Genomic DNA, 20,620 nt, shown 5'->3' with positions numbered 1-20,620 from the left:
TTGGATTATATGCGGTTATATTTGTTGCGTTTGCATTGAGGAATAGAACAATGAGTGAGGCAGAAGCCCGCCCGAGTAATTTTATCCGTCAGATCATTGACGAAGATTTAGCCAGCGGCAAACACACGTCGGTTCATACCCGCTTCCCGCCGGAGCCAAACGGCTACCTGCATATTGGTCATGCGAAATCCATTTGCCTGAATTTTGGCATCGCACAAGATTATAACGGCCAATGCAATCTGCGTTTTGACGACACCAACCCGGTGAAAGAGGACGTCGAATTCGTTGAATCTATTAAGCGCGACGTAGAGTGGCTAGGTTTCACCTGGAGCGGTGATGTACGTTACTCCTCAGACTATTTTGATCAACTGTACCAGTACGCAATAGAGCTGATTAACAAGGGTCTGGCCTATGTGGATGAGTTAACAGCTGAGCAGATGCGCGAATATCGCGGCACACTGACTGCGCCGGGTAAAAATAGCCCGTATCGTGACCGCAGTGTGGAAGAGAACCTGGCGCTGTTTGAAAAAATGCGTGCTGGCGGCTTTGCTGAAGGCACCGCGTGTCTGCGTGCCAAAATCGACATGGCGTCACCTTTTATTGTGATGCGTGATCCGGTGCTGTATCGCATTAAATTTGCTGAACACCACCAGTCGGGTAACAAGTGGTGCATCTACCCGATGTATGACTTTACCCATTGCATTTCTGATGCGATTGAAGGGATCACCCATTCACTCTGTACGTTGGAGTTCCAGGATAACCGCCGCTTGTATGATTGGGTGCTGGATAATATCTCCATTGAGTGCCATCCGCGCCAATATGAGTTCTCCCGCCTGAATCTCGAATACGCCATTATGTCTAAGCGCAAGCTGAACCAACTGGTGACAGAGAAGGTTGTAGAGGGCTGGGATGACCCACGTATGCCGACTATTTCTGGCTTGCGTCGCCGTGGTTACACCGCAGCCTCTATCCGCGAATTCTGCCGCCGTATTGGTGTGACCAAGCAGGATAACAACGTTGAAATGATGTCACTGGAGTCATGTATCCGTGATGATCTGAACGAAAATGCTCCACGGGCTATGGCGGTTCTTGATCCGATCAAAGTGATTATCGAAAACCGTGCGGCTGGTGAAGAGTGGTTGACGATGCCAAATCATCCGAATAATCCGGATATGGGCACCCGTCAGGTTCCATTTGATAGCGAGATTTATATTGATCGCGCTGACTTCCGCGAAGAGGCGAATAAGCAATATAAGCGCTTGGTACTGGGCAAAGAAGTGCGCCTGCGCAATGCTTACGTGATTAAAGCTGAACGTGTCGAGAAGGACGCTGAAGGTAATGTTACGACGCTTTATTGCAGCTATGACGCCGAAACATTAAATAAAGATCCCGCAGATGGCCGTAAAGTGAAGGGCGTTATTCACTGGGTTTCGGTTAAACATGCCTTGCCTGCGGAAATTCGTTTATACGACCGTTTGTTTAGTGTACCAAACCCGGCAGCCGCAGAAGATTTCCTGTCGACGATTAACCCAGAGTCTTTGGTTATCCGTCAGGGCTTCGTTGAGCCAAGCCTGGCGAGTGCTGTGCCAGAGAAAACCTATCAGTTTGAACGTGAAGGTTATTTCTGTGCTGATAGCCGCTACTCCCGCCCTGATGCGCTGGTCTTTAACCGCACAGTAGGTTTGCGTGATACCTGGGCTGCCAAAGCGACAAACTAAGCTTTAGCACTTAGATTCAACTTAATTGGCGTGGCTAAGTCCACGCCTTTTTTATGCTTAAAAATACCCTTTGTTTTGTTTATTAAACATTAGACCCGCCTATTCAATTTCCTCTTTTCTGCATTTTCTTTTGGTCAATATCGACTGATTACCCTCTTTGCGCGTGATGACGTGGCGATCTGTAAGTCTTTCTTAAATATTCGCTTTACAAATTAACCAGGGAAATAATGTGATTTTCCACTGGAATATTCCGTGTTTTATTGTATTTGCTGAAACCATTCAAGATGTCAATGAGAGACGATTTTTGAGTTCACTGAGAAGCTTATGCATTGTTTTTAAAGCTTTTGTGAGTTCTGTAATATTTTTTCACAGTTATGTGCTCGTTGTCATACTTTGAATAATTATTGACTTTTTTAATTGATAATTCGCGTCGCGAAAAATAGTCTGTATCCCAGCAGCAATCTTCAGAGCGTTTATCGAAAGAGACGTTTTTTTAAATAAGTAACAGCTGGTGGAGATCTCTCCCCAGCTAAATTTTACCCACTTAGGGTTTTTTTGAGGCTGAACCTGTGAGCTGTGGTGGACATAGGCAAAGCACTTTAAATGTGATGTCAAAGAGGAATTTTTTCTTATGGTTACGCACGATGCTAAACGTAAAACGTTAGTGCTCGCTGTCGCGGGCGCATTGTTAGGAACGGGGTTTATGGCAACCCCAGAGGCCAGGGCTGAAGGCTTTGTGGATGATTCGTCACTGACTGGCGGTATCTATTATTGGCAGCGTCAGCGTGACCGTAAGGATTTAACGCCGGGCAGTGCAGAGTATGGCAAATATGTTGCTAACCTGCATCACTCCACCTTTAACGCCAATCTGGACTTCTCATCCGGCTACGCGGCAGACATGTTTGGTATCGACCTGGCCGCTTTCGGTGCAGTTGAAATGACCAACAGTGGCCCGGCAGCACCAAACGAAATTGGTTTCAGTGATGCTAAAACTCGCTGGGATGAAAAATGGACTGGCGATAAGAGTGGCGTCAGCGTGTATAAGGCGGCAGCCAAATTCAAATTTGGTGATTTCTGGGCGCGTGGTGGTTATATCCAACCGACAGGGCAGACATTGTTAGCACCACACTGGAGCTTCATGCCCGGGACTTATCGTGGTGCTGAAGGCGGTGCGAAATTCGATTTTGATACAGCGGGTGCACTGTCCATGTCCTACATGTGGACCGATGAATATAAAGCGCCGTGGTATCAGAATATGTACAACTTCCGTCAGGCGGATGGTTTGACCGGCGTGAGTTACCTGCACTCAATCGGTGCCAAATACGACTTCAAAAATAAGCTGGTGATGGAAGCGGCATTCGGCCAGGCCAAAGACTACATGGATCAGTATTTTGCCAAAGCCTCGTACGCCTTCCCGGTTGCGGGCAATGATCTGCGTACCTCTTACCAGTTCTACGGCGCGAAAGACAAAGTTGATGGTGGTGCCAGCAATGTGAATGACGTCTATGACGGCTTAGCCTGGTTGCAAGCATTAACTCTGGGTTACACCACCGGGCCATTTGACCTGCGTTTGGAAGGGACTTGGGCCAAAGCTGAAGGCAACCAAGGCTACTTCCTGCAACGTATGACCCCAGGTTATGCGACCTCCAACGGCCGTTTGGACGTTTGGTGGGATTCTCGTTCTGACTTCAACGCCAACGGCGAAAAAGCGCTGTTTGGTGGCGTGATGTATGACCTGAAAAACTGGAACTTAGCGGGTTGGTCAGTGGGGACTTCCTATGCCTATGGCTGGGATGCAAAACCAAGCAGTAACCCCAAATTCGACCAAAATACCCGCCTGAAAGAGTCCGCATGGAACTTTGATGTGCTCTACACGCTGCAAGAGGGTCGGGCGAAAGGCACCCTATTCAAACTGCATTACACCATGTACGACAACCATACCAATATTCCAAGCTTTGGCGGTGGTTTCGGCAATGTGTTCCAGGATGAGAAAGACGTTAAATTCATCGTAATTGCACCATTTACCATCTTCTGATTGCCCTCCCCGGTAACCACTCCGGGGTCATAATGGAGCACCTGCTATGAAGAAAACGCTTTTTATTATTGCCGTGGTATTGGGATTGAGTGCCTGTGCGCCGCAAGCGCCGGCTCAACCGGAAGACACTAAGCTGAAGCAAGCATACAGCGCTTGTATCAATGCCAGTGAAGGCTCGCCGGAGAGATTAATCCCCTGCAAAGCGGTATTGAATGTCTTGAAACAAGAGAGAGCGCATCAAGCTTTTACTGAGAAAGAGACGGTTCGGGTATTGGATTATCAGCGCTGTATTGACGCGGCGCATACCGGTAATGGTCAGGCCTATGAGGCGCAGTGCGGAAAACTTTGGCAAGAAATTCGCGCCAATAACTAAGCTTGAAACCATTCTGAGAGTAGCAATTAAGCTAACAATAATTCAGCCAGCAGCAATACTTCCAGTAGTGACTCTGGCTGCAATTATTAATTACGGATGAGGTTAGTGATGAACAGATTCAAATTAAATACGTTAGCGGCGATCACCGCGACCTTCGGCTTGATGGGGGCCGCCAATGCGGACACCGCCAATCAACAGATTGTTGACCAGCTCAGCACCTTGAAAGTTAACTATAAAGTATTGGATAACCGTGCTGGTGAGAGTGGTGTTGATTGCGCCAGGTTGGGGGCTGATTGGGCATCTTGCAACCAAGTAATGATAACTCTGACCAACACCGGGGATGAGATCAAAGGCCGGGATTGGGCCATTTACTTCCACAGCATTCGCCAAATTCTGACGGTAGATAACGATCAATTCAGCATCACACACCTGACCGGTGACCTGCATAAAATTGAACCTACGGCTAAATTCGCCGGTTTTCCTGCCAATCAGGCGGTTGAAATCCCGATAACGGGTGAATATTGGCAGCTGTTTGCCACTGACTTTATGCCGCGCTGGTATGCCACCTCCGGCGATGCGAAACCCAAGGTGCTGAAAAGTACCGACACTGAAGATATCAACGAATATCTAACCCAATTTACGGGCGATCAGTGGAAACGTACCAAAGATGACAATAACGTGCTGATGACGCCGGAGTCCCGTTTCGTCAAAAATGAAGCGGTGAAAACATTAACGGCAGCAAACCTACGCGGGCAGATTATTCCGACGCCAATGGAGGTCAAAATTCATCCGCAAGACGTGAATTTGAGCCAGGGCGTGGCACTGGATCTGAGCGCTTTACCTAAACCGGCTGCCGAGGTGGTACAGCAGCGTTTCGAATTACTCGGCCTGAAACTGAACGCCACGGGCTTCCCGATAAAAACCTCGATTCAACCGGCGGTGTTTAAAGGCGACTTAGCGGTTTCCGGTGCCTATGAGCTGAAAATTGGTGACAAAGGCGCACAGGTCATTGGTTTTGATCCCTCCGGTGTGTTCTATGGTTTGCAATCAATCCTCTCTTTAGTGCCCACTGACGGCAGCCAAAAAATCGCCACGCTAGACGCAAAAGATGCCCCGCGCTTTGAATACCGTGGTCTCTTCCTCGATGTTGGCCGTAACTTCAAAACCAAAGAGGCGGTGCTGCGTTTACTGGACCAGATGGCCGCCTACAAGCTGAACAAATTCCACTTCCATCTAAGCGACGATGAGGGTTGGCGCATTGAGATCCCAGGCCTGCCAGAGTTAACCGATGTGGGCAGCAAACGTTGTCACGACTTGACTGAAAACAGCTGTTTGTTGCCGCAGCTGGGGTCTGGCCCGGATAGCAGTAATCTGGGGAGCGGCCATTTCACCCGCGATGACTACATCGAGATCCTGAAATACGCCCAAGCGCGCCAGATTGATGTTATTCCTGAAATTGACATGCCAGCCCATGCTCGTGCCGCGGTCGTTTCCATGGAGGCCCGCTACAACAATCTGATGAAGCAGGGTAAAGAGAAAGAGGCTAATGAATTCCGCCTGCTGGATCCTACCGATGACTCCAACACCACCTCGGTGCAGTTCTATGAGCGCAAAAGTTATCTGAACCCATGTCTGGACTCCTCTAAGCGCTTTGTCGATAAAGTGATTGGCGAAATGGCTCAGATGCACAAAGAGGCTGGTATGCCGCTGACCACCTGGCACTTTGGCGGTGATGAGGCGAAAAATATCCGTCTGGGGTCGGGGTTCCAGGACAAAAACGGCCCAATTGAGCCGGGCAAAGGCATCATTGATAAGAGTGTTGAAGATAAGCCATGGGCCAAGTCGCAGGTCTGTCAAGAGATGGTCAAGCAGGGCAAAGTTCAGGATGTGGAGCATCTCTCCAGCTACTTCGCCATTGAAGTGAGTAAATTGGTTAATGCCCATGGCATCGAAAAAATGCAAGCGTGGCAGGATGGCTTGAAGGATGCCAAAGACGCGAAAGAGTTTGCGACCAAACGTGTTGGTGTCAACTTCTGGGACACCCTGTTCTGGGGCGGTGCCGACTCAATCAATGATTGGGCCAATAAAGGCTACGAAGTGGTGGCGTCCAACCCGGATTATGTCTACTTCGACATGCCGTATGAAGTTAACCCGAGCGAACGTGGCTACTACTGGGCAACCCGCTTTAATGACGAGGAGAAAGTGTTCAGTTTCGCCCCAGACAACATGCCGCAAAACGCCGAAACCTCTGTTGATCGCGATGGTAATCACTTCAGTGCGAAGAGCGACAAGCCATGGCCTGGTGTGCACGGTATCTCCGGTCAGTCGTGGAATGAAACTGTCCGTACCGATGAGCAGATGGAGTACATGATCTTCCCACGGGCATTACCGCTGGCGGAGCGCGCCTGGCATCGTGCGTCATGGGAGCAAGATTATCAAGCGGGTCGGGAGTACAGAGGCGGCGAGACGCATCTGGTGGATACCAAGGCGTTGGACACTGATTGGCAGCGTTTTGCCAACATTATGGGTCAACGTGAACTGGCGAAACTGGATAAAGCGGGCATCGCTTACCGGCTGCCGGTACCGGGAGCACGAGTGGTCGCGGGTCTATTGGAGGCTAATATCTCCTTACCGGGCTTGATTATCCAGTACTCCACTGATGGTGGTAAGCAATGGCAGCAGTATGATGCCAAAGTGCAACCTAAAGTCAGTGGTGATGTAATGATCCGCTCAACCAGCCCGGATGGTAAACGTCATAGCCGGGCCGAGCCAGTTAAAGTCTGATGATGGGTTTCAAATCGCTGTGTCTGTTGTTATCTGCTGTTTACCCTGTTTTGTGGTAAACAAAATTAAGTGAAGTTGAGTTGATGGTTTTCCCCCGGCTTGCCGGGGTTTTTTTCAGTGCTTAAAATCTTTATAAGATCAATGCGATAATGCGGCATTATCTTTTATCGTGCGCAGACTCGTTTTCACGGCAATCGCCGGATTCACAGTGGCCGTACAGATAGAGACTGTGATTGGTCAGCTTGATACCGTGTTGCTTAGAAATTTCACGTTGAAGAGTTTCAATCGCTTCATTGCTAAACTCGATCACTTTGCCACAATCCAGGCAAATCAGGTGATCGTGATGATGTTGCTGCGTCAACTCAAAGACTGATTTACCGCCTTCGAAATTGTGGCGGGTCACAATACCGGCATCGTCAAATTGATTCAGTACGCGGTAAACCGTCGCCAGACCAATCTCTTCACCGATATCGATCAGCTTTTTATAAAGATCTTCCGCGCTGACGTGGTGGCACGCCGGATCTTGCAACACTTCCAGAATCTTCAGCCGGGGCAGTGTTACTTTAAGGCCAGCGTTTTTTAAGGCTTTGTTGTTGTCAGTCATGCGGATTCAGTCCTGTTACTATCGATTCAAATTAAGGCTGTTCAGCCTATGACATCCGTGGCGTAATAATTACAATTACGTCTCATTATAGAACTGCTCGCCCCAAATGAAAACCGTGGTTGTTAACAAAGATATAATTGCACACTTTGCCAGATTAATCATGCGGTGTATTGATGAATGGGGGTGTAGCATCATTTTAGTTTATGTTCGCTAGCGATAACGTTAAAAAGTTGTAGCGACTTATTTTTATTTTTCACGAATGAAGATGTGGATCTGTGGGCTGCTTAACAGAGAAGGGTGAAAGGGATGAAAAGCAACGAAAACGCTGGGCGATGCTCAATACACCACAGCGTTTTCGGGATGGCGTATTAGCCGGTGATTTCAGACAAATTCATCTCTTCACTGATCTGTTTTACCCAAGCATCAACACGTTCATTCGTCAGTTCCGGTTGGCGATCTTCATCAATGGCTAAACCGATAAAGTGATCATCATCAGCCAGGCCCTTGGAGGCCTCGAAGTGGTAACCGGCTGTTGGCCAGTGACCGACAATCGCGGCACCACGTGGTTCGATGATGTCGCGCACGGTGCCCATCGCATCACAGAAATACTCTGCGTAGTCCTCCTGATCACCGCAACCGAATAGGGCAACCAGCTTGCCGTTGAAATCGATCTCTTCTAGTGTCGGGAAGAAATCATCCCAGTCACATTGTGCTTCGCCGTAATACCAAGTTGGGATACCGATCAGCAGGATATCGAAGGCTTCTAAATCTTCTTTGCTGCTTTTGGCAATGTCGTGAACCTCAGCAACATCTTTGCCCAGTTGCTTTTGGATCATCTTGGCAATGTTTTCGGTATTGCCAGTATCGCTGCCAAAGAAAATGCCTACAGTCGCCATATAACTTAATACCTTATAAATTCAAATATTTATGCAGATTATTGCGCTTTCTGCCCAATAATATAACACATTTCATAGCGCAGCATCATGCCAGAAAACCCTGCCGGGCGGGTATCAAGTTTATGCGATATTAAATTTTTGTGAGTTGCTCAACCTTATAACCTCATTGCCGATAACCGTTGTGTAACCGCAAGGTTGCAATTAGCGGTGCCAGGGGGAAACCGTCAGATGAAAATTTGCCGGAAAGGAGTTGTCGTTAGCTGTATGGAACGTCCTTTATTGCTTTTCGGTCATCAAATAACACCAGAGTCTCTAACGGTAACCATCCGATATATAAGGGGAACGAACATGCAGTTTTTAAAAAATATTACTATCAGAGCAGCGCTATTATGGGTGCTTGGCGCCTTTTGCCTGCTCTGGGGCGGCGTATCTGCCTATACATTGTTATCACTGAATCAACTCACACAATCATCTAACGCGAATACGGTGTTGGTTGAGAATATGAATTTAGTTAATCAGGGGACGGATCAATATTTCCGCATGGTGACCCGTCTTGCCCGCGCAGTCGATTATCGCCAAAGCGGTAACCTGGCCGATGCGGATAAAGAGCTAAAATCGTCCAGTGCCGCGCTGGAAAATCTGAAGAAAAGACTCGCCGAGTTTAAAGCTATCGACCATGCACAGATTGATCCTGCTTTAGTCGCTGGAGTGATTGATGGATGGAGTGGATTAATTGAGCAGGGGGTGATGCCGCTTTATCAGGCCGCAATGGATAACAATATCGCTGCTTATCAAGATCTGGCGAAAAAAACGGTGCCTGCATTAAGCCGCCAATATGGCGCGGTTGCCGAGGGTTTTAATCAGGCGGCTTCAAAGGCCATTGGCGTGGCGAAAGTGCAATTCTCGCAACTGACAAAAGTGAGCAGCATAACACTTATCTCTGCATTGGTGGCCGGCCTGGTGATTTTACTGGCTACTGACCGCTACCTATTGGCCAATCTGGTGCGTCCGCTGGATGAGATCCGTGCGCATTTTCGGGTTATTGCTTCCGGTCAGCTTGGGCAGCCTATCGTCGATTTTGGGCGTAACTGCGTTGGGCAGCTATTCCCGCTATTGCGCGATGTGCAAACCAGTTTGGTCAATACCGTAGAGGCTATCCGTAGCAGTACGGATGGGATTTATCACGGCGCGGCCGAAATTTCTGCGGGCAATACCGATTTGTCGTCTCGCACCGAGCAGCAGGCCGCCGCACTGGAAGAGACGGCAGCTAGCATGGAGCAGTTAACCGCGACCGTAAAACATAATGCTGATAATGCGCATCACGCCAGTCAACTGGCGGCGAGTGCCTCCATCACGGCGAAAAAAGGCGGGGCGCTGGTGGCTGACGTGGTGCACACCATGGATGAGATCTCTGCCAGTTCGCGCAAAATCGCGGATATTACCACCGTGATTAACAGTATTGCTTTCCAGACCAATATCTTGGCGTTGAATGCCGCAGTTGAAGCGGCCAGAGCGGGTGAGCAGGGCCGTGGTTTTGCGGTGGTCGCCAGTGAAGTGCGTAATTTGGCACAGCGCAGTGCGCAGGCGGCGAAAGAGATTGATGGCTTGATTACCGAGTCGGTCAACCGAGTGAAAAGTGGGTCGGCATTGGTGGAGAGTGCCGGTGTCACCATGGATGAAATCGTTCGTTCGATCACTAATGTAACCGACTTAATGGGAGAGATAGCCTCGGCTTCTGATGAGCAAAGTAAGGGCATTAGTCAGGTTGGGCAAGCGGTGGCAGAGATGGACAGCGTGACCCAGCAGAATGCTGCTTTGGTGCAGGAAGCTTCGCGTGCTGCGGCTTCATTGGAAGAGCAGGCGACGCAGCTAAACCGAGCAGTGGCGGTATTTAAATTACAATCAGATGATGCGCGGGCAAAACCAGCAGTGAAACCTCGGGCGAATCCATTAAAACTGGCACCTGTCGCTGCCAAGGCAGACAGCAACGCCAACTGGGAAACTTTCTAGGAATAGCGGCGTGGCGTAAGGGATTACGCCACGCCGTGGTGGTAACTGATAGGGTTAAAACCCCTCTTGATCATGGGCTAATTGAGCCAGTAACATCTGTTCAATCAGTTCACTGCGGCTGATGTTACGCTGCTCAGCAAGGCTGTTGAGAGCATCGACGGCATCGGCATTAATCTTCAGTTCCACGCGTCGTAAGCCACGTACTTTATCGCGCCGTAGTTGATTTCGCTTATTAATTCTAAGCTGTTCATCACGGGATAATGGGTTTGTTTTCGGGCGCCCCGGACGGCGTTCATCTGCGAACAGATCCAGCGTCGTGCGATCCGTTTGTTCTTTTGCCATAGGTCGCGGTACTACAAGGGAGTGACATCAGAAAGCGTGGCGTAGCCTTTCTTGATGATTTGGTTTACACATTCCAAGCTTAGAACATAGATAGAACGCATTGAATAACCTCTATGTCAGCAGCCTGAATTTGCATTTGCTGCCAAACACCGCAGCAAATTTATAGCGCGCCATAATACCCCAGCCAACCGAGCAACGACAATGCTTTACTGTGATTAGATTGGGCTAATTCGCTCTTTTTTGCACAATTTTTCCACAGGAAATACATTTCTTTTCCCCAGGGTATAATTTTTAATCAACATCCAAGGCGCGCTCTGTTTTTTTTATTCAGTGTGCTGTTTGGCCGCTGGATTATCATCAATAAAGCGGTGGATAGCTCGCAAGACAGAGTCAGGTTTTTCAGCATGTACCCAGTGACCGGTTCCGGCGACGACATGGGCGCGGGCTTGCGGGAATTGGCGGGCAATATCATCGCGATGGCTATCCTGGATATAGGGCGATAATTCACCACGAATAAACAAAATAGGGTGGGGCCAGGGTGGGATGGGCTGCCAGCCGACAATATTGTTATATTGGTCCCACAGCGCAGGCACGTTAAACCGCCACTCGCCATTCTGAAATGACTTCAGCAAAAACTGGATAACCCCCTCCTCCTTTATTGACTCACGCATCAGTTGAGCGGCCTCCTGACGCTGAGTGATACCGGCGGCACTTACGGCATTGAGCGCTGTAAAAATAGAGTCGTGGCGGCGCACCTGATAATTGACCGGGGCGACATCAATCGCGACCACTTTTGCAATGCGATCCGGAGCTATTGCCGTCAGTGCCATTGCGACTTTTCCACCCATCGAATGACCAATAATTATCGCTTTCTCTATCGCAAGCTGGTCCATCAACTCCAGCACATCTTGCGCCATATCCGGGTAGTTCACCTGAGGCGAACGGGGTGATAAACCGTGATCGCGCAGATCAACCTGAATAACGTTATGCTCTTTTTGCAGGTCGCGGGCCAATACCCCCAAGTTATCAAGGTTACCAAATAATCCATGGATCAGAATGATTGGCAGTGACGGGGTGGGAGAAAGTGCGTTTTGTAAGCGGAAGTTTAATTTCATGGCGAAGTTCATGCTGAGAGATATTCTGGTTAGGGTATCATGACTGAGCGAAGGTGTGCTGCGCCACGATTTTATCAGGCATATGTTTATCAGACATATGTTTATAGAGATATGCTTATCAAATAGATGTGGATTGTTGAGTGGCTACTGGCGGTGCGGGTTATTATCCCAATAATGCCATGATAAAGGTACTCGTTAGCGCACTTTGACTTTATAATCCTTGGATATGCATAAGAAAGTAGAAAACCGTACTGGATAATGATGAAAACTATTGAACTCGACGAAGAGCTTTATCGCTATATTGCCAGTCATACGCAACACATTGGCGAAAGTGCGTCCGATATTTTACGGCGTATGTTGAAATTTACCGCAGGTCAGCCGGTAGTGAGTTCAGCAACCACTGATGATGCGGCGAAAGTGGCGGCGGCTCCAGCACCACGGGATCGGGTTCGTGCGGTGCGCGAACTGCTGCTATCCGATGAATATGCCGAGCAAAATAGGGCGGTTAACCGCTTTATGTTAGTGCTATCAACGCTCTACACACTGGATGCTCACGCCTTTACTGAGGCGACTGAATCACTACATGGCCGCACTCGGGTCTATTTTGCGGGTGATCAGCAGACGTTATTGCAAAATGGGACACATACCAAGCCCAAACATCTCCCCGGTACGCCATACTGGGTGATTACCAATACCAATACCGAGCGTAAACGCAGCATGGTGCAACACATCATGTTGGCAATGCAGTTCCCGCCGGATCTGACTGATAAAGTGTGCGGAACTATCTAATTTCGTTGAAACTGTGCCCAATAGATTTCAATATGCAGGAGGGCCGTAAGCAAGCGCGGCCAGGATATCTGTAGCTTGAAAGATAACGGGTATATAGGAGTCGTTATTGTGGCTAACCACCCTCGTGCTGGGCAAGCAGCTCAGCAAAGCGATTTGATTAATGTTGCTCAGTTGACGTCGCAATACTATGTATTGCAGCCGGATGCAGAAAACCCAGCCCATGCGGTCAAATTTGGCACCTCTGGGCACCGTGGCAGTTCATTACGTCACAGTTTTAATGAAGCGCACATTCTGGCTATCGCGCAGGCGATTGCGGAAGTTCGCCATCAACACGGCATAACTGGCCCCTGTTATGTGGGTAAAGATACCCACGCATTGTCGGAACCGGCCTTTATTTCGGTGCTGGAAGTGCTGACGGCGAATGGCGTGGATGTGGTGGTGCAACAAGAGAATGGTTTCACCCCGACCCCCGCAATCTCACATGCCATTCTTTGCCATAACCTACAGGGTAAAGCGCTAGCTGACGGCATTGTTATCACGCCCTCCCACAACCCGCCTGAAGATGGTGGTATCAAGTACAATCCACCCAATGGTGGCCCGGCAGATACCAATCTGACCTCAGTGATTGAAAAGCGCGCTAACCAGTTACTTAGCCTGCATTTAGAAGGGGTGAAACGTCAGACGCTGGATAGAGCCTGGCGCGGCAATCATCTGTGTGAACAAGATTTGATCCAACCCTATGTTGAGGGCTTGGGCGATGTGGTGGATATCCCTGCCATTCAGCGCGCGGGTTTGAAATTGGGGGTCGATCCGCTCGGTGGCTCAGGTATTGCCTACTGGCAACGCATTGGTGAGCACTATAAGTTGGATCTGACGCTAGTTAACGACTCTATCGATCAGACTTTCCGCTTTATGCATCTTGACCATGATGGTGTGATCCGCATGGATTGCTCATCAGAATCGGCGATGGCGGGGCTGCTGGCGCTGCGCGACAAATTTGATTTAGCCTTTGCTAATGATCCCGATTATGACCGCCATGGCATTGTCACGCCGGCCGGATTGATGAATCCGAACCATTACCTTGCAGTATCGATCAACTACCTGTTCCAGCATCGCCCGCAATGGGGCGCTGATGTGGCTGTGGGTAAGACGCTGGTTTCCAGTGCGATGATTGACCGAGTGGTGGCTGATTTAGGCCGCAAGCTGGTGGAGGTGCCCGTCGGCTTCAAATGGTTTGTAGACGGGTTGCACGATGGCAGTTTTGGTTTTGGTGGCGAAGAGAGTGCCGGGGCATCCTTCCTGCGCTTTGACGGCACCCCCTGGTCTACCGACAAAGATGGCATCATCATGTGTCTGCTGGCGGCGGAAATCACGGCAGTGACCGGCAAGAATCCACAGCATCACTATGATGAGTTAGCGCAACGTTTTGGTGCGCCAAGTTATAACCGTATTCAAGCTCCGGCAACCCAGGCGCAGAAAAATGCGCTGGCTAAGTTGTCACCTGAAATGGTGACCGCGAGTATGTTGGCAGGTGATCCTATCACCGCGCGTTTAACCAGCGCACCGGGTAATGGCGCGTCGATTGGCGGGCTGAAGGTGATGACTGACAACGGCTGGTTCGCCGCCCGCCCATCTGGCACCGAAGAGGCGTATAAAATTTACTGTGAAAGCTTCCTTGGCGCAGAACACCGCGAAAAGATAGAGCAGGAAGCCGTTGATATTGTCAGCGATGTATTGGCTGGCGCTAAATAGCGGGCAATATCCATAATGGAAAAGGCAGCCTAAGCGCTGCCTTTTTACTGTGTTCAATATAGCCAATCAGCCCAATGCCACCATCAAAGCGCCAGCGGTAATCAACGCGACCCCCAATCCAGCAATGAGCGAGATTTTTTCACCAAAGAGAATAAAGGCCAGAATCACGGCGAAAACGACACTCAGCTTATCTATGGGGGCGACTTGCGAAACATTGCCATTTTTAATGGCCATAAAATAGAACAGCCAGGATAATGCACCGGCGACGCCACTCAATACCACAAATAGCAGGGCTTTTTTATCGGCCAAAATGGCACCGACCAGATTGAATTTACCCTGAACTACCACCACGCCCACTAAAAACAGTGCCATTACTACCGCACGTATGGCGGTGGCGGTATTAGCATCTAAATGTTGCAGACCTATTTTACCCAATATTGCCACCAGAGAGGCGGTGAGGGCAGATAGCAGCGCATAGATTAACCAGGTACTCATCACGTATAACACCTGTTTTATAGCAAAAGGCCGATACTACGCCCTGAAACACTATTTGCCCATCTTCTTTTCAGCAATAAATGAGCGCTATTATTGATTCAGGGAGGTGAGAAAATTAACGACATTCTTTGGTATAAAAGAGGGGGATGAAAATTCACTAGTTGATTGCGACTCTTGTTGTTGTGATATTGCCTGTCTCAGCATAGCGAGGTTTATTTCACTATTATACTTTAAGTGTTCTGGATTGAAAATAGAGGATACTTTGTTAATGCCATATTCACGTTCTCTATTTAGCATATCATTGACGGTTGAATCTGTAATCTGCCCCTGATTAGGGTGTTCAGCAATAAAATAGCGAGAGTCCATTGAGTGAGGCATAAGCTTACCATTTACGGAGTGATCTTTTGTCAAAAACGTCTTAATTTTCTAGCTATTACCAACTATTTGGTCCTTAATGAGTACACGTAAACTATCCCCTTGATTACGACTGGTAAATAACAGATTTGAACCATGTCTTGTTATCAGTAGTTCTTCGTAAAAATAATCTTTAAATACAATAGTGTTGTAACCTTCACACTCTTCATTTATTATATTAACACCATCGTCACAAAAGAATTGATATGTATCATCCCCATGACCGCCAGCTAAGAAATCATTACCTCTCCCCCCGATTAACTCATCATTACCTTTACCGCCAAACAGATGGTCGTTACCTCTATTATTTCGCCCATTATCCTCAGGGTTATTTCTATCGCCCTCTATCTGGTCACCGCTATCGCCAGCAAAAATCATGTCGTTACCACTACCGCCAAAAAGATGATTACCAGTGGAGGAATGTTCACCACCGGCATCGCCAGAAATATAGTCGTTACCGTCGTCGCCCATCAGATAATCCATGGCATCTCCGCCATGTATAATGTCTGTGCCTGCGCCACCTGAAATTGTGTCTGCACCATCACCCCCAAAAATAGTATCATTACCCTCTCCACCGCTTATTTTATCACTTTGGATACTACCAACAATATAATCATTACCTGTCCCCGCGTTAATAATACTTCCCCAACGCCCTGCGCCCACATAAATAGTATCATCCCCATCGTCCCCATAAATAGTACCCTGCCCTTGTTCACCATATATTATATCATCTCCGCTTCCCCCGTGAATAACATATTGACCTTGTCCGCCGTGTATTGTGTCATTTCCGGTACCACCAGTAATATTATCATTGCCGCCACCCGCAGAAATAACATCATCACCAGCGCCGCCATCTATTGTGTCATCACCTTGCCCGCCGTGTATTGTGTCATTTCCGGTACCACCAGTAATATTATCATTGCCGCCACCCGCAGAAATAACATCATCACCAGCGCCGCCATCTATTGTGTCATCACCTTGCCCGCCGTGTATTGTGTCATTTCCGGTACCACCAGTAATATTATCATTGCCGCCACCCGCATGAATAATATCATCACCAGCGCCGCCATCTATTGTGTCGTCTCCATCATGGCTTTTTATAGTGTCATCTTGACGGCTCGCGATAATATTATTACTGTAATCTTCTCCAAGGATTACAGTTTTCCTGGCACTAGAAGAGAAATCGATCTCTTGATGTTCATAGGTAATACTTTGTCGACTGTCAGTTGTGGTCAAATAACGGTAGTTTCCGCCGAAGAATATTGTATTGTGTATATGGATGAACTTCATTAATTTATATCCATCAATGCCAGCTCCTATTTCTAATGAACTCTCTTCTTTTCCGTCAGGATCACAGAATATGAATGTGATAGACTCTATTTCTTTGACTTCACTTGCTATGAGTTCATTTAATTTAAGTGTGTCAGTGATGTTGTTGCCTGTAGTTATAGTACTGTCTGTGATGTAAATAAAGTGTTCATTTTCTTCTTTATCAAAAGATAATTCATTTGATTTTATATTGTAAAATTTTAACGTGATATTATTCTTGTTATCGATTGATTTGGTTATTTTCTTGTATTTATCAGAGTGATGATTAGGGGTTATTTCATATATTTTTTGTTCGTGGATTATGTCAGTCATGATGTTTTCCTTTGGTGTGTTTTTTATATTATTATCCTATGATTGATTTTTTTTAAATTAATAATCATTAGATTTATCTTTAAATCTATTATTAATGGTGTGATTTAATGCGCGCCGCGAATGAATGGAGAGTATGGGCGCTGTAACTAATATAGATTTTTGAGCTAAAGAATAAAGCGATAGCCGACACCGGTTTCAGTGAGCAGGTGTTTGGGGCGGGTAGGGTCTGCTTCTAATTTCTGGCGTAAGTGACCCATATAAATGCGCAGGTAATGGCTGTGTTCGACATAATTAGGCCCCCAGACCTGGCTGAGTAGCTGGCGTTGGGTTATCACCTTGCCGGCATTAGCGAGCAGGGCTGAGAGCAGGCGGAACTCAATGGGGGTCAGGTGCAGGTTTTCGCCGGCACGGGTGACCTGGCGGTTGATTAAATCGACGCTGATATCAGCAAAATTCACCAACGGGCTCTCCTGGCTGCCACCACTATGGCGGCGCAAAGCAACCCGCACTCGTGCAAGTAATTCACTGATACCAAAAGGTTTGCTCAGATAGTCATCAGCACCGGCATCCAGCGCGGCCACTTTATCCTCCTCGCTATTGCGGGCTGATAGCACAATAATCGGAATAGCACTCCACTGACGGAGATCCTGAATATAGGTCAGGCCGTCGCCATCGGGCAGCCCCAAATCCAAAATGATCAGATCAGGTTTACGGGTGCCCGCTTCAATCAGGCCCCGTTGCAGAGTATCACTCTCAAATACCCGCCAGCCTTCACTCTCCAGCGCAATACGTACAAAGCGGCGGATCTCTTTTTCATCTTCAACAATCAGGATATTGGTGGTGGAAATGGTCGCTTCTCCTTACGGCTAGCTCAATAGCTTGTTTGTGCCACTGTTCTTGGTATTGGTATTAGTATTGGTATTAGTATTGTCATTTGCTGTATCAATGTACTCGATATCAACGTTATCGGCATCAATATCAGGTGCGGCTTCCAGCGGCAAAGTAAAGTGGAAGCTGGCACCGCCATCCTGGCTTTTCTCAACCCAGATCCGCCCGCCATGCACATCAATGATGGCACGACAAATGGCTAATCCCAAGCCGACACCAGGAATGGCCGACTCTTTGTTTCCACGGGAAAATTTATCAAAAATAAGCTGCTCTTGCCCAGGAGTGACACCAGGGCCGTTATCCCACACTTCCACATTCAGCCATTCACCTTGCACCACCGCACGAATGCCCAGTAGCGCGACATTCCCGGCATATTTATGGGCATTCTCCAGCAGGTTAATAAACACCCGCTCTAGTAAGCTGCCGTCACAATTGATCAGCACCATCTTATCTGGCAGCTCGACACGAATCTGATGATGGCTGAGGGTGGTTTCCAGCATATGCAGTGCACTGCCGACTATCTCCTCAAGTGACTGCCACTCTTTGCGCAGATTAAAACCGCCAGACTGAATGCGCGCCATATCCAGTAAATTATTGACCAGTCGGGTGGTGCTGAGCACTTGCTGACGGATCTGGTTAGCCTGTGGAGCATGGGGCGAACCCTCAGCGGCCAGATCTAGCGTCAGTATCTCCGCCTGACCGAATAGCACGGTCAGTGGAGTGCGCAAATCGTGGGAGAGTGCCGCCAGCAGTGAGTTGCGCAGTTGCTCCCGCTCGGCATCCAGTTTTGCCAGTTCGGCGCTGCGCGCCAGATGCAGCCTCTCCAGCGCGTTGGCAATCAGGCTGGTAAAGGTTTGTAGCAAGCGCTGCTGCTCCGGCACCATCAATTGGCGCAAGTTAGCCGGTTCAATCGCCAGTACACCGAAGGTCTGTTTGGACGCGGTGAGCGGTAGCAGTTGATAGGGCACCCCCGGCAGGGTATCTGTGCCCGCGCCAGCCGGCGCACCTTTGTTAAAACTCCAGCGCGCAATGGCCTCGTCAACGGAGAGAGTGCCGCCATCATCGGTGGCAATTTGTTGTAAGCGCCCCTCCTCCTGTGGTAGCAACAGGCCCGTTTTGGCCTGAAAACTGCTGGAGAGAAAATGACGGCTGGTTTTGGCGATATCAGCCGGGGTGAGAGCGCGGCTTAACTCACGTGACATTTCGTACAGATGGCGGGCGCGTTGCTCACGATAACGGGCAATTCTGGCCTGATAGCGCACTCCGGCGGTCAGATTACCCACCACGATCCCGACAATGAGCATCACACCAAAAGTCACCAGATATTGCACATCAGTGACCGCCAGCGAGCCATGTGGCTGCACAAAAAACAGATCGAAACTGGCCACATTAATAAATGCCGCCAATACCGAGGGCCAGCGACCATAGAACAGCGCAATAATGACCACGCCGAGCAAGTAAACCATCACCAGATTGGCCTGATCGAATCCGGGCATTAACCATTGTGATAATAGAGTGATCACGGCACATAAGCCGATGGCCGCAATACAGCCACGTAGCTGCATACGCCACTTCTCCGTGAAGGGGCGTGAGTCACTCTCTTTCGCGACACTGGCGACACGATCATCATCCTCCAGCGCGATGATCACCAGATCTAAATCCGGCCCTAACTTACCGAGGCGGTCGGCAAAGCTGCCGCGCAGTTTCCACTGTTTCTCTACCCGGCGGCCAATAATGATTTTGCCCAGATTATGCTCACGGGCGTAGCGCAGTATGGCCTTCTCTTCACTGGGTTCCGAGAGTGTGGCGGTCTCCGCCCCCAGATCTTGCGCCAGCTTAAGTGTGCGCAAGATAGCCCGCCGCCGGGCTTCCGGCAGGCCATGTAGACGTGGGGTTTCCACATACACCGCATGCCAGATACAGCCCAATCGGGCCGCCAGTCGGGCGGCGGTGCGCACCAGTTTTTCATTGCCGCTGTTGTGACCGATACATAATAAGATGGCGTCGCGGGTGTGCCAGACGCGCTCGCGCCCCTGGGTGTCACGGAAGGCCCGCATCTGGTCATCAACCCGATCAGCGGTACGGCGTAGGGCCAGTTCGCGTAGGGCGATTAAGTTGCCTTTGCGGAAAAAATGTTCAATGGCCCGCTCTGCCTGACCGGAAATGTACACTTTGCCCTCATTTAGGCGCTGGCGCAGATCATCGGGGGGGAGATCCACCAAGACCACCTCCGTGGCCTCATCAAACATATGATCGGGCACGGTTTCCCGCACGCGGATACCTGTCACGCCGCCGACTACATCATTCAGGCTCTCCAGATGCTGCACATTCACGGTGGTCAGCACATCAATACCGGCATCCAGCAGCTCTTCCACATCTTGCCAGCGTTTGGGATGACGGGAACCCTGGGCATTACTGTGGGCCAGCTCATCCATCAAAATCAGTGCCGGATGGCGGGCCAGTGCGGCATCTAAATCAAACTCACGGATCTGACGGTTGCGGTGAGGGATACGCTTTTGCGGCAGAATGGTTAGCCCCTCTAGCAACGCGGCGGTTTCGCTGCGCCCGTGTGTCTCCACCACCCCGATCAGCAGATCCAGCCCCTGAGCACGCAGGCGCTGGGCCTCTTGCAGCATGGCGTAGGTTTTACCCACCCCGGCACAGGCACCAAAAAAGACTTTCAACCGGCCACGGGGCTTCTCATTGGCGGCCGCGAGCAGGCTGTCGGGGTCTGGGCGGGTTGGTTCTGCATCCATGATGATTA

At 49.2% G+C, this 20,620-nt stretch carries 16 protein-coding genes; 7 read left to right on the top strand and 9 right to left on the bottom strand.

The genetic code is table 11. The annotated features are described in order from the left end of the window. Nucleotides 1-50 precede the first annotated feature (50 nt). From glnS to FFE93_RS14880, 4 genes are all read left to right on the top strand, one after another. A complete protein-coding gene (glnS, locus tag FFE93_RS14895) occupies nt 51-1,718 on the top strand; it encodes a glutamine--tRNA ligase (protein ID WP_005277148.1) in 1,668 nt (555 codons plus the stop codon). Between the two features lie 631 nt (nt 1,719-2,349). Continuing rightward, nucleotides 2,350-3,753 (top strand): chitoporin ChiP, encoded by a 1,404-nt coding sequence (gene chiP, locus FFE93_RS14890; protein ID WP_005277144.1) that lies wholly within the window; start codon nt 2,350-2,352, stop codon nt 3,751-3,753. Nucleotides 3,754-3,799: 46 nt separating this feature from the next. Then, nucleotides 3,800-4,126: a ChiQ/YbfN family lipoprotein gene (gene chiQ, locus FFE93_RS14885; protein ID WP_005277139.1), complete on the top strand. Its 327-nt coding sequence runs from the start codon at nt 3,800-3,802 to the stop codon at nt 4,124-4,126. 108 nt (nt 4,127-4,234) lie between these two features. Beyond that, nucleotides 4,235-6,910 (top strand): beta-N-acetylhexosaminidase, encoded by a 2,676-nt coding sequence (locus tag FFE93_RS14880; RefSeq protein WP_138775389.1) that lies wholly within the window; start codon nt 4,235-4,237, stop codon nt 6,908-6,910. A 157-nt stretch (nt 6,911-7,067) separates the two neighbouring features. Here the strand turns inward: FFE93_RS14880 and fur are convergent, their stop codons facing one another. Further along, the gene (fur, locus tag FFE93_RS14875) at nt 7,068-7,514 is read right to left on the bottom strand and encodes a ferric iron uptake transcriptional regulator (protein ID WP_004875622.1); all 447 of its coding nucleotides are present in this window, start codon (nt 7,512-7,514) and stop codon (nt 7,068-7,070) included. A gap of 368 nt (nt 7,515-7,882) precedes the next feature. Further along, the gene (gene fldA, locus FFE93_RS14870; protein WP_005277133.1) at nt 7,883-8,410 is read right to left on the bottom strand and encodes a flavodoxin FldA; all 528 of its coding nucleotides are present in this window, start codon (nt 8,408-8,410) and stop codon (nt 7,883-7,885) included. A 348-nt stretch (nt 8,411-8,758) separates the two neighbouring features. Between fldA and FFE93_RS14865 the strand changes: the two genes are divergently transcribed. Then, nucleotides 8,759-10,420 (top strand): methyl-accepting chemotaxis protein, encoded by a 1,662-nt coding sequence (locus FFE93_RS14865; RefSeq protein WP_054872448.1) that lies wholly within the window; start codon nt 8,759-8,761, stop codon nt 10,418-10,420. Between the two features lie 54 nt (nt 10,421-10,474). Here FFE93_RS14865 and ybfE read toward each other — a convergent pair whose 3' ends face one another. Both ybfE and ybfF read right to left on the bottom strand, forming a co-directional pair. After that, nucleotides 10,475-10,762, bottom strand: coding sequence for a LexA regulated protein (gene ybfE, locus FFE93_RS14860; protein ID WP_005277127.1), 288 nt, complete (start codon nt 10,760-10,762; stop codon nt 10,475-10,477). Nucleotides 10,763-11,085: 323 nt separating this feature from the next. Then, nucleotides 11,086-11,877, bottom strand: coding sequence for an esterase (gene ybfF / locus FFE93_RS14855; protein WP_032898495.1), 792 nt, complete (start codon nt 11,875-11,877; stop codon nt 11,086-11,088). A 261-nt stretch (nt 11,878-12,138) separates the two neighbouring features. Between ybfF and seqA the strand changes: the two genes are divergently transcribed. Continuing rightward, nucleotides 12,139-12,666 carry a replication initiation negative regulator SeqA gene (seqA, locus tag FFE93_RS14850; protein WP_032898494.1) on the top strand — a complete coding sequence of 176 codons (528 nt, stop codon included), beginning with the start codon at nt 12,139-12,141 and terminating at the stop codon, nt 12,664-12,666. 108 nt (nt 12,667-12,774) lie between these two features. Beyond that, nucleotides 12,775-14,418, top strand: coding sequence for a phosphoglucomutase (alpha-D-glucose-1,6-bisphosphate-dependent) (gene pgm, locus FFE93_RS14845; protein ID WP_005277117.1), 1,644 nt, complete (start codon nt 12,775-12,777; stop codon nt 14,416-14,418). 66 nt (nt 14,419-14,484) lie between these two features. On the opposite strand, the gene FFE93_RS14840 is transcribed toward pgm, so the two are convergent. The 5 genes from FFE93_RS14840 to kdpD form a co-directional block, all read right to left on the bottom strand. After that, a complete protein-coding gene (locus FFE93_RS14840; RefSeq protein ID WP_032898493.1) occupies nt 14,485-14,913 on the bottom strand; it encodes an EamA family transporter in 429 nt (142 codons plus the stop codon). 90 nt (nt 14,914-15,003) lie between these two features. Then, entirely contained in the window at nt 15,004-15,291 is a 288-nt protein-coding gene (locus FFE93_RS14835) for a hypothetical protein (protein ID WP_138775388.1), read from the bottom strand. Nucleotides 15,292-15,339: 48 nt separating this feature from the next. Beyond that, nucleotides 15,340-16,968 carry a calcium-binding protein gene (locus FFE93_RS14830; protein ID WP_138775387.1) on the bottom strand — a complete coding sequence of 543 codons (1,629 nt, stop codon included), beginning with the start codon at nt 16,966-16,968 and terminating at the stop codon, nt 15,340-15,342. 164 nt (nt 16,969-17,132) lie between these two features. Next, complete coding sequence (gene kdpE, locus FFE93_RS14825) at nt 17,133-17,816, bottom strand: two-component system response regulator KdpE (RefSeq protein WP_032898492.1); 684 nt, start codon at nt 17,814-17,816, stop codon at nt 17,133-17,135. An 18-nt stretch (nt 17,817-17,834) separates the two neighbouring features. After that, complete coding sequence (gene kdpD, locus FFE93_RS14820; RefSeq protein ID WP_186367660.1) at nt 17,835-20,612, bottom strand: two-component system sensor histidine kinase KdpD; 2,778 nt, start codon at nt 20,610-20,612, stop codon at nt 17,835-17,837. Nucleotides 20,613-20,620 lie beyond the last annotated feature (8 nt).

Source organism: Yersinia sp. KBS0713, from assembly GCF_005937895.2.
GTDB classification, from domain to species: domain Bacteria; phylum Pseudomonadota; class Gammaproteobacteria; order Enterobacterales; family Enterobacteriaceae; genus Yersinia; species Yersinia bercovieri.
The sequence above is the reverse complement of the archived record's forward strand: the minus strand, read 5'-3'. Positions and strand labels throughout refer to the sequence as shown.

Bases quoted from the DNA above. Each gene is read 5' to 3' on its own strand.
- FFE93_RS14835 (WP_138775388.1), bottom strand. From the start codon at position 15,291: ATGCCTCACTCAATGGACTCTCGCTATTTTATTGCTGAACACCCTAAT.
- FFE93_RS14840 (WP_032898493.1), bottom strand. From the start codon at position 14,913: ATGAGTACCTGGTTAATCTATGCGCTGCTATCTGCCCTCACCGCCTCT.
- FFE93_RS14865 (WP_054872448.1), top strand. From the start codon at position 8,759: ATGCAGTTTTTAAAAAATATTACTATCAGAGCAGCGCTATTATGGGTG.
- FFE93_RS14880 (WP_138775389.1), top strand. From the start codon at position 4,235: ATGAACAGATTCAAATTAAATACGTTAGCGGCGATCACCGCGACCTTC.
- glnS (WP_005277148.1), top strand. From the start codon at position 51: ATGAGTGAGGCAGAAGCCCGCCCGAGTAATTTTATCCGTCAGATCATT.
- seqA (WP_032898494.1), top strand. From the start codon at position 12,139: ATGAAAACTATTGAACTCGACGAAGAGCTTTATCGCTATATTGCCAGT.
- fur (WP_004875622.1), bottom strand. From the start codon at position 7,514: ATGACTGACAACAACAAAGCCTTAAAAAACGCTGGCCTTAAAGTAACA.
- kdpD (WP_186367660.1), bottom strand. From the start codon at position 20,612: ATGGATGCAGAACCAACCCGCCCAGACCCCGACAGCCTGCTCGCGGCC.
- chiP (WP_005277144.1), top strand. From the start codon at position 2,350: ATGGTTACGCACGATGCTAAACGTAAAACGTTAGTGCTCGCTGTCGCG.
- FFE93_RS14830 (WP_138775387.1), bottom strand. From the start codon at position 16,968: ATGACTGACATAATCCACGAACAAAAAATATATGAAATAACCCCTAAT.
- ybfF (WP_032898495.1), bottom strand. From the start codon at position 11,877: ATGAAATTAAACTTCCGCTTACAAAACGCACTTTCTCCCACCCCGTCA.
- ybfE (WP_005277127.1), bottom strand. From the start codon at position 10,762: ATGGCAAAAGAACAAACGGATCGCACGACGCTGGATCTGTTCGCAGAT.
- chiQ (WP_005277139.1), top strand. From the start codon at position 3,800: ATGAAGAAAACGCTTTTTATTATTGCCGTGGTATTGGGATTGAGTGCC.
- fldA (WP_005277133.1), bottom strand. From the start codon at position 8,410: ATGGCGACTGTAGGCATTTTCTTTGGCAGCGATACTGGCAATACCGAA.